Annotated in this window: 15 protein-coding genes; 6 read left to right on the top strand and 9 right to left on the bottom strand. The window is 68.9% G+C overall.

Translation table 11 applies throughout. The features are described 5' to 3' along the window. Nucleotides 1–23: 23 nt before the first annotated feature. The 4 genes from L593_RS10725 to L593_RS10710 all read right to left on the bottom strand — a co-directional run bounded on the left by L593_RS10725 (nt 24) and on the right by L593_RS10710 (nt 3,844). Nucleotides 24–653, bottom strand: a complete 630-nt coding sequence (locus tag L593_RS10725) for a fibrillarin-like rRNA/tRNA 2'-O-methyltransferase (protein WP_020446986.1) — start codon at nt 651–653, stop codon at nt 24–26. Then, on the bottom strand, nt 650–1,543 hold the full coding sequence (locus L593_RS10720; RefSeq protein WP_020446985.1) for an NOP5/NOP56 family protein: 894 nt from the start codon (nt 1,541–1,543) through the stop codon (nt 650–652). The genes L593_RS10725 and L593_RS10720 overlap by 4 nt, the downstream gene beginning before the upstream one ends. Nucleotides 1,544–1,612: 69 nt before the next feature. Beyond that, nucleotides 1,613–2,380, bottom strand: coding sequence for a universal stress protein (locus L593_RS10715; protein ID WP_020446984.1), 768 nt, complete (start codon nt 2,378–2,380; stop codon nt 1,613–1,615). A 3-nt stretch (nt 2,381–2,383) separates the two neighbouring features. Further along, the gene (locus tag L593_RS10710; RefSeq protein ID WP_020446983.1) at nt 2,384–3,844 is read right to left on the bottom strand and encodes an APC family permease; all 1,461 of its coding nucleotides are present in this window, start codon (nt 3,842–3,844) and stop codon (nt 2,384–2,386) included. Between the two features lie 206 nt (nt 3,845–4,050). Here L593_RS10710 and L593_RS10705 point away from each other — a divergent pair, with 206 nt between their 5' ends. Together L593_RS10705 and L593_RS10700 are read left to right on the top strand one after the other, a co-directional pair. After that, nucleotides 4,051–4,536, top strand: coding sequence for an Lrp/AsnC family transcriptional regulator (locus L593_RS10705; RefSeq protein ID WP_020446982.1), 486 nt, complete (start codon nt 4,051–4,053; stop codon nt 4,534–4,536). After that, entirely contained in the window at nt 4,533–5,720 is a 1,188-nt protein-coding gene (locus tag L593_RS10700; RefSeq protein ID WP_020446981.1) for a pyridoxal phosphate-dependent aminotransferase, read from the top strand. Before L593_RS10705 ends, L593_RS10700 begins: the two co-directional genes overlap by 4 nt. Nucleotides 5,721–5,759: 39 nt before the next feature. Here the strand turns inward: L593_RS10700 and L593_RS10695 are convergent, their stop codons facing one another. Beyond that, on the bottom strand, nt 5,760–8,030 hold the full coding sequence (locus L593_RS10695) for a hypothetical protein (RefSeq protein ID WP_020446980.1): 2,271 nt from the start codon (nt 8,028–8,030) through the stop codon (nt 5,760–5,762). Nucleotides 8,031–8,267: 237 nt separating this feature from the next. Here L593_RS10695 and L593_RS10690 point away from each other — a divergent pair, with 237 nt between their 5' ends. Together L593_RS10690 and L593_RS10685 are read left to right on the top strand one after the other, a co-directional pair. Next, entirely contained in the window at nt 8,268–8,483 is a 216-nt protein-coding gene (locus L593_RS10690) for a hypothetical protein (protein WP_020446979.1), read from the top strand. A 3-nt stretch (nt 8,484–8,486) separates the two neighbouring features. Continuing rightward, nucleotides 8,487–8,924 carry an RNA-binding protein gene (locus L593_RS10685; RefSeq protein WP_020446978.1) on the top strand — a complete coding sequence of 146 codons (438 nt, stop codon included), beginning with the start codon at nt 8,487–8,489 and terminating at the stop codon, nt 8,922–8,924. 551 nt (nt 8,925–9,475) lie between these two features. On the opposite strand, the gene L593_RS10680 is transcribed toward L593_RS10685, so the two are convergent. Together L593_RS10680 and L593_RS10675 are read right to left on the bottom strand one after the other, a co-directional pair. Continuing rightward, nucleotides 9,476–9,895, bottom strand: a complete 420-nt coding sequence (locus tag L593_RS10680) for a universal stress protein (protein WP_020446977.1) — start codon at nt 9,893–9,895, stop codon at nt 9,476–9,478. An 84-nt stretch (nt 9,896–9,979) separates the two neighbouring features. After that, the gene (locus tag L593_RS10675) at nt 9,980–11,869 is read right to left on the bottom strand and encodes an ATP-binding protein (protein ID WP_020446976.1); all 1,890 of its coding nucleotides are present in this window, start codon (nt 11,867–11,869) and stop codon (nt 9,980–9,982) included. Nucleotides 11,870–12,087: 218 nt separating this feature from the next. On the opposite strand from L593_RS10675, the gene L593_RS10670 reads away from it, so the two are divergent. Both L593_RS10670 and L593_RS10665 read left to right on the top strand, forming a co-directional pair. After that, on the top strand, nt 12,088–12,624 hold the full coding sequence (locus L593_RS10670) for a flavodoxin domain-containing protein (RefSeq protein WP_020446975.1): 537 nt from the start codon (nt 12,088–12,090) through the stop codon (nt 12,622–12,624). A gap of 206 nt (nt 12,625–12,830) precedes the next feature. Further along, entirely contained in the window at nt 12,831–13,433 is a 603-nt protein-coding gene (locus L593_RS10665) for a TIGR00296 family protein (RefSeq protein ID WP_020446974.1), read from the top strand. 42 nt (nt 13,434–13,475) lie between these two features. Here L593_RS10665 and rocF read toward each other — a convergent pair whose 3' ends face one another. Next, nucleotides 13,476–14,384, bottom strand: coding sequence for an arginase (rocF, locus tag L593_RS10660; RefSeq protein WP_020446973.1), 909 nt, complete (start codon nt 14,382–14,384; stop codon nt 13,476–13,478). Between the two features lie 407 nt (nt 14,385–14,791). After that, a complete protein-coding gene (locus L593_RS15395; RefSeq protein WP_020446972.1) occupies nt 14,792–16,951 on the bottom strand; it encodes a PKD domain-containing protein in 2,160 nt (719 codons plus the stop codon). Between the last annotated feature and the right edge of the window lie 71 nt (nt 16,952–17,022).

Raw genomic sequence — 17,022 nt, 5'->3', positions numbered from 1 at the left:
GCTGCGTTACCGACACAGATTGACTACTTCGGCCGCGCGACGACGGCGAGGTGGTCGTCGTGGAACGGCTCCAGTCGCTCGGTGTCGAGCACCTCGTAGCCGTCTTCGAGATCGCCCAGCACGTCCTCGAACACGTCCGCGGGCTCGGCGGTCACGTCCTCGCTCCGGGCCTTGATAGCCGCGATCAGCCGACCGTCCTCCGCGAGGAACTGTCGGTTCTCGAGGGCGACGCGAGCCTGCCCCCGCGTCGCGACGTCCTGGACGATCGCGTCCAGGTCGCTCTCGACGACGTGGGCATAGGTTTCGGGTTTCCGTGCGTCCTTCAGGAGCGGGAACAGCCGGTCGCGATCCTCAGCGACACCAACGAGGTCGCGTGCCGGCCGCGGGGCGAACTCGACGGCGTAGGTCGGGCCGGCGAAGTCCGCGACGTGGCTCACCGTCGTCCCGCTCGCCGCGCCGAGGTAGAGAACCGAATCGCCGCCGTCGAGGCCGGTTTCCATGCCCTTCTCCAGGGTCGCACCGAGTTTCGAGCGGCGGGCGTCCCAGGCGCGCCACGCGCCGTCGGTCGGCTCGCCGTAGACCGACGGGCCACGGGTCGCGAGGCGTTCCTCGTTATCGAACTGTCGGCGTTCGACGCCGTCGGGGAGGCTCACTGATCGTCACCCCCGGACTCCGAATCAGCGTCGTCGGTCCGCGCGCGGATCCGCTCGATCCGGGCGTCGAGCTGTTCGTCGAGTTCGGGCTTGCGCTCACCGGAGTAGTAGTCGACGCGCGCGGCGAGGGTTAGCTTCCCGGCCAGGGCGCGTGCCGCCGAACCCCGGTTCTCGCGGGGCATCCCGCGGACCGCGTCGTGCGTGAAGATCACGCCGTGTTTCGGCGAGGGGCCCTGTCCGCGGAGGTGCGCGAAGAGGGCGTCCTCGGCGCCGAGGACCTGAACCGTCGAGGACGGCGACTTCGCGAGGTCCTCGAGGCCGCCGGCCAGCGAGATCAGTCGTGCAGCGAGCACCGGTCCCGCGAGTGCGCTCAGGTTCGGGGCGACCTGCGGTGCCGAGCGCTCGATCTCCGCGCGGAGCGCTTCGGCCTCGTCGTCGAGGTCGGCACAGCGCTGGGCGAGGCCGATCAGGCGTTTCTCGCCGGCGTCCGCACCGGCGTCGCCAGTTCCAGGATCGCGATTCGCGATTCTGCGGGCGAACCCGACGCCGCTGCCGGACTCGCCGAGTCGCGCGCCGGCCCACTCCGCGACGCGCTCGGCCAGTTCGTTCGCGATCCGGTTGCAGTCGTCCATCGCCCGCACGAGGTGGGCGAGTTGCTGGTCGTCTGCACCCTCCGCCTCGGCGACGGCCGATCGCGTCGCCGCGACGGTCGTCTCGTGGAGCAAATCGTAGTAGGCGTCCTCGTCGGGCACGGTGCCGGATTCGACGGCGGCCGCCGGCCAGTCGGCGGGTTCGGCCGCCGATCCGCGGCGAATCCGCTCGGCGGCACCGGACGCGTCGCCGGGATCGAGGCCCGCGAACCAGCCCGATCCGGCCGTCTCGTCGCTCATAGCCGCCCATTACACCGGGGGTCGCTTATGCGTTCGCGATGCGATCGCCGCGGCCCCGGTGACAGCGGGCTACTCCCCCGAATCCTCTCGGTCTGTTGCTCGCTCTCCAGAGTGCGGGGACTCCTCCTGCTCGTCCTCGTCTCCTGGTTCGGCCGCGGGTCGCTGGACGACGAGCACCGGCCCGACGGTCGCGGCCGCCACGCGTTCCTCGAAGTCGCCCAGCAGAATCGAGGACAGCGAGGGAGCGCGCTCGCCGACCACGACCGCGTCGTGGCCCGGCACCGCGTCGACGAGCGCGTCGAGCGGCGGGTCGTCTGCGGCAGTCACCGCGACGACGTCGACGCCAGCCTCCGCGAGCGCGTCCGCGACGGCCTCGATCCGGCCAGGGTCGGCAGTCTCTTCCTCGGTCGCCGAGAGCAGCGTCACCTCGATCGGTCGGTCGGCAGCGACCGCCGTCACGAATGCGACGATCCGGTCGGCGGCGACGTCGCCCGACAGCGAGACGAGCAGGCGCGTCACCTCGCCGGTAGTGCCCGTGATGGCGACCGCCTCGGCGTCCACCTCGTCGACGACGCGGTCGACGGTCTGCTCGCGATCGTGCGTGAACACGAGGCGGAAGTCGGCCTGGCCGCCAGCGGTCTGGAACTCGTCGGTGAGGTCCGCGAGCGCATCCCTCGCCCGCTCGCCGAACTGCGCTTGCATCTGCTCGGGCGTGGTCTGCTCGGGAACGACGTGGTAGCCGAGGACCGTGATGTCCGCGGACGCGAGGAGGCCGACGAGTCCCGCGGACACCGTCTCGCCTTCGAGTACTTCCACGGGGACGACGACGCGCACCACGGGCTAGAGCACCCCCTTGAGTTCGACGTCTCTCGCGTAGTAGGCGTACCACCCGGCGGTTGCGAGCATGATTCCCAGTCCGATCACTTGGGAGGCCAGTTGCATGAATGCGAGCATCCCGAAGCTCCCGATGGCCCCCAGGATCGGGACGGCTGGGTAGCCGGGCACCCGATACGCCGGATCGTACCACTCGGGCTCGTTCCGGCGGAGCGCGAGCAGCGCCACGCAGAGCAGTCCGTACATCACGAGGTGGAGGAAGGAGGCGACCTCCGCGAGCACGGTCACCTGGCCGGTCGCGGTCAGGAGGAGGATCGGGCCACCGGCCAGGCCGAGCGCGACGTGGGGCGTACCGAACCGGAGGTTGATTCGACTCGCCCACTCGGGAATCACGCCGTCCCTGGAGACGGCGTAGACCGCACGCGAGGTGCTGAGGATCGACGCGTTCGCGCTGGACACCGTCGCGAGCAGGCCGCCGAGGAGGATCGCGATCGCGCCGGCGGCGCCGAGGTAGTTGCGTCCGACCTCGACCATCGCCGTTTCGCCGAGGGTGGCGAGCCGTTCGCTCCCGAAGGCGCTGGTCGCCACGAACACCGTCGCGACGTAGAGCACGCCGACGATCACGACGGAGCCGACCATCGCGAGCGGGAGGTTCCGGCCGGGGGCTTTCATCTCGCCGGCGACGGTCGCCACCTGCGCGAAGCCGAGATAGGAGGTGAACACGAGCGCGGCGGTCGTGACGATCGGGAATGCCCCGAAGGGCGCGAACGTCTCGGGAGCGCTCGACTGGCCGGTCAGCCCCACGGCGTCGGCGATCCCCGCCCCCAGGAACACCACGAGCAGCGAGAGCAACAGGGCGACGACGCCGTTCTGGAGCTTCGCGGCGTTCTCGGTCCCGGTGACGTTCAGAACGGTCAATCCGGCGCCGAACAGGAGCGCAATCGGCACGACGAACGCGGCGTCGACGACGATGCCTACCTCGGCGAGCGAGTCGATCGCGTAGTAGCCGAAGCCGACGAGGTAGAACGCGGAGGCGAAGACCAGCCCGAGCCACAGGGAGAGCCCGACGACCGAGCCCGCCAGCGTGCCGAGCCCGCGGGAGATGAAGTAGTAGCCGCCACCGCTGCGGGGCATCGCGGTCGCGAGCTCCGAGGCCGGCAGCGCGACGAGCAACGCGACGACCGCGCCGATGGCGAACGAGGCGGCGGCAGCGGGGCCGGCCTCGCCGGCGGCGATGCCGGGAAACACGAAGATCCCCGCGCCGATCATCGTCCCGATCCCGATCGAGAGCCCGCCGGTGAGCCCGATCGTCCGCTCGAGTTCGCCCTCCTTCGTGTAGGTCGCCTCGTCCGTCTCCGCGACGTCGTCGGGGTCCGTCTCCCTGTCGGGAGCGATCCGCTCGTCGCGAGCGGCCCCCACCTCGGGATCCGACGGGTCGTCCGCCGCTTCGCGCCCGGGCTCCGTCATCCCCTGAACGTTCACGCGGGAAACTGAAGTGCGTTCTCACGGCAAGTGGATCGTGCCGGTGGGTGGATGCGGGCGCAATCCTATTCGAGTCCAAGATACGCACGAGCCCCGAACGCGCCGGTCGACGACCTCCCGGAGCCACGTGGCTCGCTACCACACCGATGGGCGTGGAAACCCTTATGCACGCCGTGGCACCCACAACGGGTATGAACGAGCGGGAGCTGCTCGACCTGCTGCTGGCCGACGCGCGTCGATCGACGGAGGACCTCGCCCGGATGCTCGACGCCGACGAGGCAGCAGTCGCCGACGCCATCGAGCGCCTCGAGGACGAGGGCGTCGTGGGCGGCTACTCGGCGATCGTCGACTGGGGCGAGGTCGACGAGGAGCGGGTCGTCGCACTCGTCGAACTCAACGTCACCCTCGACCGCGAGACGAGCTACGCCGACATCGCGGAGCGGCTCGCCCGCTTCCCGGAAGTCCAGACGCTCCAGCTGGTATCGGGGGACTACGACTTCGACATGCGCGTCGAGGGCGACTCGATGCGCGAGGTCTCCCGGTTCATCAGCGACAAGGTCGCGCCCGTCCCGGAGATCACGCAGACGGTCACCCACTACGTCATGGACACGTACAAGGACCGCGGCGTGAACTTCGGCGACGGCGACGACGACGAGCGCCTCTCCGTGTCGCCATGAGCGAGCAGGAAGACTCACGAAGTCGCGAAGAACCCGGCCACCAGTTCACCATCTCTCAGCGCGTCCAGAACACGCCGCCGTCGGGCATCCGACGTTTCTTCGAACTCGCGGAGGAGGCCGAGGACGTGATCTCGCTGGGCGTCGGTGAGCCGGACTTCTCCGCGCCGTGGGCGGCCCGCGACGCTGCGATCCACTCGCTGGAGCAGGGGCGGACGTCCTACACCGCCAACCGCGGGAAGCGGGAACTCCGCGAGGAGATCAGCCAGCACGTCGACGATTCCTACGACCTCCAGTACGACCCCGACGACGAGATTCTCGTGACGACGGGCGTCAGCGAGGCCGTCGACGTCGCGCTCCGGGCGATCGTCGATCCCGGCGACGTCGTCGCGGTCCCGGACCCGACCTACGTCTCCTACGAACCCGGCGTCCGGTTCGCCGGCGGCGAGTCGTGGCCGATCCCGACCGCGCAGGACGACTTCCGGCTCACGCCCGAAGCGATGCGCGAGGCCGGTGCCGAGGACGCCGACGTCCTCCTCTACTGCTACCCGAACAACCCCACCGGGGCGATTATGCCGGAGGAGGAACTCCGGGAAGTCGCCGAGTTCTGCCGGGAAAACGACCTCGTCGTCCTCGCCGACGAGATCTACGCGGACCTCACCTACGGCCAGGAGCACGTCTCGATCGCGACGCTCCCCGGCATGCGCGAGCGGTCCATCGTCCTCAACGGCTTTTCGAAGGCCCACGCGATGACCGGCCTCCGGCTCGGCTACGCGATGGGGCCGCCGGACGTGATCGCGGCCCTCAATCGCATCCACCAGTACACGATGCTCTCGGCGCCGACGACCGCCCAGCACGCCGCGATCGAGGCGCTACGCTCTTGCGACGACGAGGTCGAGGACATGGTCGCCGAGTACGATCGACGGCGGCGGTTCGTCCTCTCCCGATTCGAGGAACTGGGGATGGACTGCTTCGAGGCCAAGGGCGCCTTCTACGTGTTTCCGGAGGTGCCCGGCGGCGACGCGGAGGCCTTCGCCGAGGACCTCCTCACCGAGGCCGGCGTGGCGGCCGTCCCCGGCGACGTGTTCGGGGAGGGCGGCGCCGGCCACCTCCGGGTCTCCTACGCGACGGGGCTCGACGACCTGAAGGAAGCGACGAACCGCATCGAGGCGTTCCTCGACTCCTGAGACGGCCGGCCGTTCGACCGGCAGTGGGGCCCGTCCGGGTCACTCGCCGAACAGTCGCGACGCGATTCGGCTGACGAGCCCCTGCCCCGACTCCGTGGACTCCGCGTTCTCCGCTGCAGACTGATCGCCATCGGAAGCGGGAGCGGCCGTGGCGTCCGACGGCGCCGCGTCGTCGCTGGCGTCGGCCTGCGGGCCGTCGTCAGGCCGGAGGCCGCCGGCGCCAGCCAGCGGGCCGTCGTCAGGCCGGAGGCCGCCGGCGCCAGCCAGTGGGCCGTCCGCACTGGCACCCGTCCCGTCCTCGGCTTCGACCGCCGAGAGGTCGGGTGCCGGATCGCTACCCCGATCGACCGTCTGGGTGCCGCACCGGAGTTCGACGTCGTCGCCGTGCAGGTCGGCGCCGATGCCGTCACCACGCTCGGGCGCACCGGCGGTGTGATCGTCCGAGGATCTACTCGCTTCCGAGGTCGCGCCTGCATCGGCGGACTCGTTCCCATCGGAGGCACCGCTGACATCGGCAGACTCGGTCGTATCGGAAGACGCGCTCGCATCGGCGGCACCGCTCGCTTCGGGAGACTCGGTCGCATCGATAGACGGGCTCGCATCGGCGGCACCGCTCGCTTCGGGAGACTCGGTCGCATCGATAGACGGGCTCGCATCGGCGGCGCTGCTCGGTTCGTCGGAGGCCGTCGCGTCCTCGGCGTTGCCTCGGTCGCCCAGCGACGGCGACTCGGCATCGTCCGTCGGTGCGCCGCGATCGGTGCCGCCAGACGCGCCTTCGGCACCCCCGGCGTCACGGCGATCGTCGTGAGCGGCATCACTCGCCGAGCGTCTCGACGTGCTGACCACCGGCAGATCGCCGTCTCCTGACCCCTCGGCCACCGGCTCGCTGCCGCCGTCGCGAGCAGCGTCCTGCTCGTCGTCCTCCTCGGTCTCGGACGTCTCGGCGGCACCGATGTCCTCCACGCGGCGCGTCTGTGGACCGGTCGGGTGCTCGTCGTCCGCTGGGATGGCGGGTTCCGGCGCCGCGGGGTCGACCGTCGGCGGCGTAGCGCCACCGCGCTCGGTCTCGGAGTCCGACTCCGCTTCGGCGTGCTGGGGCCGTTCGGCGTCCTCCGCACGTTCGTCCGCACCGTCGTCGCCGCTGCCGGTCTCGACCTCGTCCTCGATCGCTTCCGGGACCCCGTCGGCGTCGGCGAGGACCGCGTCCGGGTCGGCCTCCCCTTCCTCGGCGGCGATCGAATCGAAGTCGTCGCTCCCCGTGGCTCGCTGGAGGATGTCGTCGGCGCTCGTGGACGAGACCGTCCGGGTCGGTCCGCCCGTGAGGCCCTGCGGCGTCTCGACGGGGTCGGTGCTCGATTCGTCTTCGTCGGTCGCGGCGTCGGTGTCGGCGTCTATCGAATCTGACATAGCTGTGTGGGCTGGAGCGTCGTCGGTCGTTCCGGACTCGAGCTTGTCGAACACGCCGTCGATTCCGCTCGTGGAAACGGTGCGCTTCGGGCCGCCGCCGACCGCCGGCGCGTCGTCGAGGCCGTCGTCCTCGATCGTGTGAGTCCGCGGACCGGAGTCCGCCAGTGCGGCGTCGACTGCTTCCGACGCAGGTCCATCCGCGTCGGTGGGGTTCGTCCAGGAGATGGCGTCCGCATTCCCGGGTTCGGTGATGGCGTCCGGGTTCGCTGGTTCTGTGGGTGGATCCACCGAGTCGCCGATGTGGGATTCCTCGGTGCGGTCCGCGATGGCATGCTCGAACTCGTCGCGGTCGATAGCGGCTTCGGGCGTCAACAGCGGATCGTCGAACGGTTCGATTCGCGGGCCGTAGCGCTCCGCCAGCGTCGCGAGTTCGCGCTTCTCGGCGACGAGGTGGCGTCCGTCGAGCAGCGCACGGAGTTCGATGCCGGCCGGGTCGAGGAGCGCAGACCGGAGCGTCCTCTCGGCGGCGTCTCCGTCCTGCGCCGTGTCGACGCGATCGGTGGCGCCGGTCACCGCGTCGGCGACGGTCAGCACGACTTCCTCGCCGCCACCGTCTGCGTCCGGGTCGGCGAGGTCGACGCGGAAGCCAAATCGAGCGAGCGCGTCGCCAAGGCCGGCGTCGTCGGCCGCGTCGAGCCCGTCCCGGAGGTCCAGCATGCGACCCGTTGCCGCGAGCGCGTCGAGGAGGTCCGCGGTCGGCGATCCGCGATCCCGGTCGATCGCGAGCCGAACGGGCACCTCGGCGTCCGCGTCGTGATGGCGTCCCAGTGCGGCGTCGGTAACGCCGAGCGTCCGGAGCACGTCGAGATAGGTGTCCGTCGGCCGATTCGGTGAGCGCGTCATTGGCTGGTGTGCCTACGAATCCCACCCGTATAATTATTACTTGAATCTCATAGATGAAAGAATAAGTGCCGAGTACTTTCCATCTCCGTCCAGAGCGGCGGGAAGGGGACCGAACTTCGGTAGTAGCCGAGCAAGTCTGGCTGGGAAGGGAGGAATTGGGCCGCGGTCGTCCTCGCTACGCCGTAGCCACGACGAGGAATCGCGCCCTTTTTGCCCGGGACGGCGGTAGCGAGGGGTATGAGCTTCGAGGAGGACGACGTAGTGGTCCTGCACGACGAGCACAGCGACTTCGACGGCGAGCAGGGGACGGTCACGCAGATCGTCGAGACGATGTTCGGCGACGCCAACTACACCGTCAGCTTCGAGGACGGCCAGGAGACCGGCGTGCCCGAGGACAACCTCGAAGCCGCTGACGAGGCCGAGGACGACGAGTCCGACGCCGACGAGGAGTAGGGGATGGCGAGCGTCCCGTTCCACTACGTGGACCTGCGGACGTTCGTCTACGCGACGGAGCACGAGCAGCGCGTCGAGGACGCCCTCCGGCACTTCCTTCCCGAGGACGCCGAACTCGAGCGGCAGGCAACCGAGGGCCACCTCGGAGATCGCATCCTCGTCCTCTCGACGCGATTGGAGAACGCCGACGACGTCCGGCACGTGCTCTCCGTCGTCGCCGAGAGCGACGACTTCGGGACGCTCGAGGACGAACTCGACCATCGCGTCACCGACAACTGCGAACTGTTCGTGAGCCTCGACAAGCAGGCTGCCTTCGGCGGCGAGACGCGCCTCGGCGACGGCATCACGCTCCGCGCGAAGGTCGAGGCCTATCCCGCGAAGCGCGAGGCCGCCGTCGAGAACGCCGCGGAAGCGCTCCAGCAGTTCCAGGACGCGGCCTGACTCGGTCCGTACCGCCTCGGTCCGCACCGCCTCCCTCGACCGTCTCGCCCGTCCCGCCGGATCACGACCGCCGCGCCCGTCCCCACCGACTCACGATCGCCCGCCAGCTGCAGCGTTCGTCGAAGCCTATCGCCCACGTCGGCCGCCCACGCGGCGGTTTCCAGGCGAAACGGTGCCCTCCAGCGACGTGTTCGTCGCACGTCGAATGCCGCCGCTGTAGGCCGGTTTCTCGCTGCACTCGGCCAGTGTGACAGGTGGACACAACGCTTATGCCGATTCCTGCCGTCATGTGTATCGCTACCACGCCACACGTGGAGCGGTCATCCGATGTACGAGTGTCCCTACTGCGGCTCAGAACTGCGCGGCAGCGGCACCGTCCGCCAAACCAGATCCAGCGGCGCTGGCCCCGCGGGAAGCTCCGGGGCCAAAGACACGGGCGCGTCGCTCGTGTCCTGCCCGGACTGTGACGGCGTCATCGACGGGTATTCGCCGCACTGACGGACGGTCCGATTCTCCGCACCGAGTGCTCCAGATAGCGCGTCGACTGCTCCCTACCGAACGACCGTCACGGGCACCGGCGAGCGACGCACGATCGTCTCCGCGACGCTCCCGAGGAGCAGCCGTGCGACGCCGGTCCGACCGTGACTGCCGGTGACCACCTGGTCGACGTCGTGTTCCTCTGCGTACTCGACGATCGAGTGGCCGGGTCGGCCGACGACGTGTGCCGTGACAAGTTCGCGGTCGCCCGCTCGCTCCTCGGCTTCCGCGAGGATGCGCTCGGCTTCCTCCGTGGCCTCGTCGTACCAGCCGTCGGCGACGGCGGGCATCTCCTCCGTCGAGGCGTAGGTGGCTTCCGCTGGATCCAGCACGCAGAGCACGTGGAGTTCGGCGTCGGAGAACTCCGCCAGCGCGTGGTCGAGCGCGGCGTCTGCTTGCTGTGAGCCGTCGTACGCGACGAGGACGCGTTTCATACGTGAACCGACGGACGCTGGTGGCTTAAAACCAGTCGCCGGACGGCAGTTTTCGGGAACGAACCGTGGCGTCTGCCGACGGACTCACTCGTGTTTGACGAGACAGTGTTCGAGACCGACGAGTTCGACTGGCTCGGAGTTGTCCGGCGAGTAGACGACCATCTGCCCCTGTTCCATGTAGGGCACCTTTTGTTCGAGCGCGGTCGGGATGTTCACCGCCGAAATGGCGTCCTCGTCGCCGAGGTTGAGGACGACGGTGGAGTTGATCTGCTTGAACACGGCGTCGTGGATGTCCTGGGGGTCCTGCGTGACGAGGAACAGGCCGAGGCGCTCCTTCCGGCCCTGTTTCGCGGCGTCGGTGAACGTCCCGATCACGCGCCGGGCCTGGACGCTGTCGGCGTCGGTGAGGTAGTTGTGAGCCTCGTCCATCCCGACGATCAGCGGGGTATCCTTGATCCGGTCGTAGGTCGGATCACTGGAGAGTTTCTCGTCGACGAGGAGCGTCGCGACGGCGAGCACGACGACCTCCGCAGCCCGGGAGTCGGAGATGTGGTAGGTCGGGACGACGGAGAGCCCGCCGGGACGCACGAGGTCCCGAACCTGGTCGGTGATCGGCCGGGCGTCCTGGTCGAAGACGTGCCCGAAGCCACGGACGCGCCGGAAGACGGCGTCGAACGTCGCCTCGTGGACGCGCCCGGTCTCGTCGAGTTCTTCGCGAAGCGCCGGGTCGTCCATGAATTCCGTGAACTGATCGTAGGTCCCATCACTGCCGTACTGGCCGAAGAATCGGTCGAGCAGTTCGTGGAGCGCCTGGTACTGATTGTCGTTGAGTCCGCTGCCCGCGACGAGCCAGGGGTTGCCCCGCACCATCGAGAAGGGGACGGTGAACTCCACCTGCTCGGCGCGGTGCCCGCCGCCGTCGTAGGTCGCCGAACCGACCTTCGGGACGAAGGCGAGCGTGTCGTCGTGGCCGCCGTTGGCGATGCCCTCCCGCTCGTACTGTCGGGCCGTGTCGGCGTCGAGATCGGGGTTGTCGTCGTGCAGTTGGGCGTACTCGTCCTGGGGGTCGAACTGCACGACGGCCGCCTGAACCTCGCGGCCGTCGCCCATCGGATACGTCCGCTCGTCGTCGAGGACCTGCCGGAGGACGTTCTTCGCGGCGTGGGTCTTCCCGGAGCCAGTGCCACCCGCGATCAGGGTGTGCCGGAAGAGCAGCGGGTCGCCGGCGGTGTAGTCGTCGTTGAGCCGGTAGTCGATGGTGGGCGGCGCCGCGGCAGTCGTCACGCGCTCGCCACCGACGGCGAGGTGGCCGAGGAAGATGCCGTCGCCGGGGATCTTCAGCCCGGTCTTGATCTCGTCGGCGTCCCTGGCGCGGTGGACGGTCGTCTCCGGTTTGGGGACCCGATCGGTCGCGCGACGCTTCTGCTCGGGGTCGCCGGTCTCCTCGTCGATGCCGTCCTCGTAGATGATCGCGACGGGATCGAGGTCGGCGAGGAACTTGTAGTCGGTCTCGTCGATGGCTCCCTCGCGCATCGCACGGCGAGCCCGGAGCTCCGTCGCGTCGTCGCTCTGGAACTCCTGGGCGTACTCGAGGCCGGCGACGCGACAGAACAGGCGCTCGCCGGAGGCCCCGGGATCGCCCCTCTCGGGATACGGAACGAGGACGTACGATCCCACGCGCACGTCGCTCCGGTTCGGCGCCGTAACGTAGGCCTGGAGTTCGGTCTCCTCGCCCGTCTCGTCGATCCTGAGCCCGCGCGAGGTCGAGAGGATGCCGAGGCCGTCCACCCGCTCGGGCGCCTCGGCGTCGGCCGTCTCGTAGGTGAGCCCCGCCGCGTCGTCGGCTGACGCCTCCGAGGCTGTGTGGACGTCGGTGGCCTCCTCGTCGGCGTCCCGCGCGCTCTCGTCCTCGACTGCGTCGCCCGACGCGTCGTCCTCGTCGGGATCGTACTCGGTGAAGTCGTCGAGGGCCATACGACCCCCGTAGCGATCCCTCGGCAAAGTCGTTTCCATGGCGACCCTTCTGGTGACAAACCGGAATCGATCTCGGTGAGTGCGGTGGTGGTCCCGCCGGGATCGCACTTTTCCCGACAGCCGTCGTAGCCGCGATCGATGTTCCCCACCGCTCAAACTGCGGACTCGCCGCCCTCCAGCACTGGCCGCAACGCTCTCGAGCGCCCGGGTGATCGCTGATGGCGTCGGTCCTGATGCTCTACGGTACGAGCGAGGGACAGACCGCGGCCGTCGCCGAGCGAATGGCAGGGGTCGTCGAAGCGACCGGCCACGACGTCGCCCTGCTGAACGCGAAACACCTTCCTGCCGATTTCTCGCTCGCCGACTACGACGCCGCGATGATCGGCGGTTCGATCCACATGGGTAGCCAGCCGGAGGCGATCAGGCGACTCGTCGACGAGGCGGTCGAGACGCTGAACGCGATGCCGACGGCCTTCTTCTCGGTCAGCCTGAGCGCTGCAGGCGACGAGGAGGGCCAGGCCGATGCCGAGGGGCTGATCCACGACTTCCTCGACGAGACGGGGTTCGAGCCGGATCGGACGCTCAGCGTCGCCGGTGCGCTCAAGTACAGCGAGTACGGCCTCCTCACGAAGTTCATGATGAAACGAATCGCTCGGAAGGAGGGCGGCGACACCGACACCAGCCGCGACTGGGAGTACACCGACTGGGACTCCGTCGAGGCGTTCGCTGCCGCGTTCGCGAGTTCGCTGGCGTAGTGCGTGATCGGCGTCCCTCAGGGGCCGAGAACTTTCGCGTCGATGCCGCGACGCCGGAAGTGCTCCAGACTCCAGGTGTGCGAAGCGATTGCGGGGTACTGCCACGTACCTGCGAGCACCCTGCGAGTCGACAACCGGAAACTTTCACCATCAATCCCTAGCCGCGAAGGGACACCTTGAAGGGCGATTCTCCCCTGGAAGTGGGTATGGCAGACGCCCAGACCGTCGATCTCACGTACGAGGACGGGGCACGGGCAGTCGAGCTCGCACGGGAGGCAGTCGAGCTCTACGTCCGGAACGGCCAGCGGGAACAGCCCGGAAGCATGCGCGACGCCTTCTACCAGCGCACCGGCGCGTTCGTCCGGTTGGAATCGACGCGTGGCCGCGGAAGCCTCCGTGGCTGCGCCGGCGGCTACGAGGCCAGCGAACGTCTCGGCCACGTCATCGTCGACGCCGCCATCGAGGCGGCCTCCGGCGACTCCGCGGGCTCGGAAGTCTCCCCGCCCGAGCTTTCGAACCTCACCGTCTCGGTCTGTGCAGTCACGAACGTCCTGCTCACCGACGACCCGCTCGCCGACCTCGAACTCGGCACCCACGGCGTCGCCGTCGACGGCGGCGCGGAGCACGGCTGGCTCTACCCGACAGTTCCGCTCGAACAGCGCTGGACCGAGGAGGAGTACCTCCAGCGCACGTGCCGGAAGGCCGGTCTCCCGCCGAACGCCTGGCAGCAAGAGGACGTCGTCGTCACGCTCTTCGAGGGCGAAGTCTTCCGCGAGCGCGAAGCCGAAGGAAGCGTCGAACAGCTGTAAGTCCGGCTCGCCGCGGGCGGCGCACCCACCGCGGTCGCTCTCCTACAGGATCCGTTCGCCGAGCGCACTCGCGACCAGCTCGCAGGCCAGTTCGGCCGTCTCGTTGTGCTGATCGAGGACGGGATTGACCTCCACCACCTCCAGCGACCGCGTCCGCGTCGACGCCGCGGCGACTGCCTCCAGTGCCGCGTGGGCCTCCCGGTAGGTCACGCCGCCGCGTTCGGGCGTCCCGACGCCCGGCGCCTCCTTTGGATCGAGCCAGTCGAGGTCGAGACTGACGTGCAGGCCGTCCGCGCCGTCGCTGGCGGCCGCAATCGCGGCCTCGACGACGTCGACGATCCCGTGCTCGTCGATATCGGACATCGAGAATGCCGTGACCGGCGAGTCCCGGATTGCCTGCCGTTCCGGTGGATCGAGGTTCCGGACGCCGACGATCGCGACGCGCTCGGGGGCGAGACCGGGCGCCTGGGCCCACTCCATCTCCGCGAACTCGTCACGGCCGAGCGCCGCCGCGAGGGGCATCCCGTGGACGTTCCCCGATGGCGTCGTGCTCGGCGTGTTGAAGTCGCCGTGCGCGTCGAACCAGAGCACGCCGAGGTCCGCGTCGCGGGCCGCGCCGGCCATCGATCCGATCGCGATCGAGTGGTCGCCGCCGAGGACCAGCGGGAGCGTGCCAGCCTCGCAGGCGGCAGCGACGCGATCTGCCAGTCGGTCCGCGACGTCTTCGATCTCGGCGAGGAACTTCGCCCGCCCATCCATCGGCGCGCGATCCGGATCGGTGCTCTCCGCGCGAACGACCTCCATGTCACCGTCGTCTAGCACCTCGTCGGCGACCCGCCGGACCGCCGCTTCGAGCCCCGCATAGCGGATCGCGGACGGGCCCATGTCGACGCCGCGGCGGTTCGCGCCGTAGTCCGTCGGCACGCCCAGGATGCGGACCGGTCTGTCCATGTCGTTCGTGAGGTTTGCAGTGGTGCGTGATAGTGGTTGGTGAAATCGCTAGGGAATAGTTTCGGACGCCGGGTTGCAGTCGACCGTACGGCACCCTCAACCGCCTCGAAAGCCCTGGATCGGCTCCGGTCGCGCGGCTCGCTGCGCTCCGCGCCTCACTCGCTACGCTCGATCGGCTACGTGCTTGCTTCGCCGTGCTTCCCGGACCCGACCTCGCCCTTTCAGTTTGCCAGAAGACGCAGTCTTCTGGCCGCCCGGAAATCTCTGATTTCCGCAGGCCACCAGGGACCCGGATCGTGTGGCGGGCAGACATTCGCGGCTGACGCCGCTGCCGGAGCCGCCGGCTCCACCGTCCAGCGTTGCCGAAGAAAAATCCGCGCCGCGAACCGGGTGGCGGTGCAGTCCCGCTACTGCACGTCGTTGTAGATCCCGGAGAACTCGTAGTCGGACTGCTGGACGCCGCTACAGGTCGCCGAGACCGTGCCGGTCGAACAACTACCGTTGTCGCGGTCGATCGACCAGAAGGAGACGAGCCCGATGCCCTTGTTCTGGACGAAGGTCGCGACCTCCTGGGCGTCGTCGAGGTGGTGCGCCCCGCCGGAGTTGTTCTCGCCGATCATCGGCGTCACGCCGAGCATGCTCCAGGCCTCGTCGCTGGAGATGCCCGAGAAGATCTCCTGCAGGTCGGAGTGGGTGCCGTTGGCGGAGTCCTTGACCGTGCTCGCGCTGGGCTCGACCCACCCGTAGTTCATCGTCATGATGTTGACGTACTGCAGGTCCACGCCGTGGTCGCGGGCGCTCTCGACGACGTAGGTGCCGTGGCTGGTGAGTCCGGTGGTCCGACACCGTAGCGTGTAGGACACATTCAGGTCCGAGCGCTCGGACTGCAACTCGGCGAGCGCCTGGTTCCGCCGATCGACGGCGTCCTGGTTCACCGACTCGATGTCGAAGTCGAGGTGCGTGACGCCGTAGGTGTCCATCACCTTCTCGTACTCCGATTTGATCTTCGCGATGTCGGTGGTGTCCTGGGCGATCATCGTCCCGACTGCGCCGCCGAAGGAGATGATCACCTCGCCACCGGTGTCCTGGTAGTCCTGGATCTCGGAAGCCAGTCCGAACTCGCCGACGAGCTGGTCGGGCGCGCCGTCCCACGCGGCGTTGCCGTTACCGTCCGAGAGGACGAACGCCAGGGTGAACGCGTCGTTGCTGGCCTGGTTGTAGTGGTCGACGAGGCTCGTCCCCGGCTGGGTCGTCATGTGGTTGTACGGTGCGAACGTCGAGGTGCCCGAGCCACCGCCGGAGTCCGTCTCGACGGAGACGGTGGTCGAGTCCGTCGCAGTCGCACCGTCGTCGTCCGTGACGGTGAGCGTGACCGTGTAGTCGCCCGTCGATCCGTAGCTGTGGGTGACGGACTGGCCGGAGCCCGAGGAACCATCACCGAAGTCCCACGAATAGGAGGATATCGAGCCGTCGGCGTCCGAAGAGTCGGCCGCGTCGAACGTGACGGTCTCGTCCGGCGCTGGCGCGTACGGCGAGGACGTGAAGGAGGCCGTCGGCGACTCGTTTCCGCCGCCCCCGCCGCCGTCACCGTCGCAGGCGCCCTCGAGCGTCCAGACGTTCTCGCTCTCGGCGGGTTCGGTGCCCTTCGTCCACCACTCTGCGGTCCACAGGGAGCCGTCGTGGGTCACCTGATCGCCGCCGGAGTAGGCGACGTCGGACTGCCACTCCGAGACGCCGTCACAGGCGCCACCGCTGCTACTCGACTGGACGGTCACCGTCGTGGCGTTGGAGTCGGTCGCTCCGTCGTCGTCAGTGACGGTGAGCGTCACCGTGTAGTCGCCCGTCGACGAGTAGCTGTGCGTGACCGACTGGCCGGTCGCGGTGGAGCCGTCGCCGAAGTCCCATGAGTACGACGAGATGCTCCCGTCCGAGTCCGAGGAGTCCGCCGCGTCGAACGTCGCGGACTCGCCCATCGTCGGTGAGGACGGCGACACCGTGAACGAGGCCGTCGGTGCCGAGTTCGAGCTGCCACTCGAGACCGAGACGGTCTGGGACGCCGAGTCGGTCGCGCCGTCGTCGTCCGTGACCGTCAGCGTGACCGTGTAGTCCCCGCTGGAGCTGTAGGAGTGGCTCACGCTCTGTCCGGAGCCACTCGAGCCGTCACCGAAGTCCCAGGAGTACGACGAGATGCTCCCGTCCGAGTCCGACGACCCGCTGCCGTCGAAGCTGACGTTCTCGCCGGGTTCCGGATTCGAGATGCTCGTCGTGAACGACGCGGTCGGCGCCGAGTTACTGCCGCCACCGCTGCCGTCGCAATCGCCGACGTAGTTCCAGTACGAGCTGGAACGTGACGGCTCCGCGTTCCGGGAGTCCAGTTCGGCCTCCCAGAGCGCGTCGATCCCGTCGCCGTCGGGGTGTTGCACCTGGTCGCCAGTCGAGTACAGGACCGTCTCGTCCCACGCGGGGGCCGAGCTACAGTCCGCTGCTGTTGCGAATCCGCTGGCGCCGACCGCCAGTGCGGAGAGTGCCGATGCCTTGCGAAGAACGCTGCGTCTGTTGAGATCCATGTGTCGTAGTAATCGGGTCGTGGTTGCGTGCTGTGTCAGTCGATCGTGTCGGCAGCCGTCCCGGCGCAGGC

Source organism: Salinarchaeum sp. Harcht-Bsk1 (assembly GCF_000403645.1).
GTDB lineage: Archaea > Halobacteriota > Halobacteria > Halobacteriales > Salinarchaeaceae > Salinarchaeum.
This window is presented reverse-complemented; position numbering and strand designations above follow the sequence as displayed.

Excerpts from the sequence above, each read along its gene's own strand:
- L593_RS10720 (WP_020446985.1), bottom strand. The coding sequence starts at position 1,543 with ATGAGCGACGAGACGGCCGGATCGGGCTGGTTCGCGGGCCTCGATCCC.
- L593_RS10710 (WP_020446983.1), bottom strand. The coding sequence starts at position 3,844 with ATGACGGAGCCCGGGCGCGAAGCGGCGGACGACCCGTCGGATCCCGAG.
- L593_RS10705 (WP_020446982.1), top strand. The coding sequence starts at position 4,051 with ATGAACGAGCGGGAGCTGCTCGACCTGCTGCTGGCCGACGCGCGTCGA.
- L593_RS10700 (WP_020446981.1), top strand. The coding sequence starts at position 4,533 with ATGAGCGAGCAGGAAGACTCACGAAGTCGCGAAGAACCCGGCCACCAG.
- L593_RS10695 (WP_020446980.1), bottom strand. The coding sequence starts at position 8,030 with ATGACGCGCTCACCGAATCGGCCGACGGACACCTATCTCGACGTGCTC.
- L593_RS10690 (WP_020446979.1), top strand. The coding sequence starts at position 8,268 with ATGAGCTTCGAGGAGGACGACGTAGTGGTCCTGCACGACGAGCACAGC.
- L593_RS10685 (WP_020446978.1), top strand. The coding sequence starts at position 8,487 with ATGGCGAGCGTCCCGTTCCACTACGTGGACCTGCGGACGTTCGTCTAC.
- L593_RS10680 (WP_020446977.1), bottom strand. The coding sequence starts at position 9,895 with ATGAAACGCGTCCTCGTCGCGTACGACGGCTCACAGCAAGCAGACGCC.
- L593_RS10675 (WP_020446976.1), bottom strand. The coding sequence starts at position 11,869 with ATGGCCCTCGACGACTTCACCGAGTACGATCCCGACGAGGACGACGCG.
- L593_RS10670 (WP_020446975.1), top strand. The coding sequence starts at position 12,088 with ATGGCGTCGGTCCTGATGCTCTACGGTACGAGCGAGGGACAGACCGCG.
- L593_RS10665 (WP_020446974.1), top strand. The coding sequence starts at position 12,831 with ATGGCAGACGCCCAGACCGTCGATCTCACGTACGAGGACGGGGCACGG.
- rocF (WP_020446973.1), bottom strand. The coding sequence starts at position 14,384 with ATGGACAGACCGGTCCGCATCCTGGGCGTGCCGACGGACTACGGCGCG.
- L593_RS15395 (WP_020446972.1), bottom strand. The coding sequence starts at position 16,951 with ATGGATCTCAACAGACGCAGCGTTCTTCGCAAGGCATCGGCACTCTCC.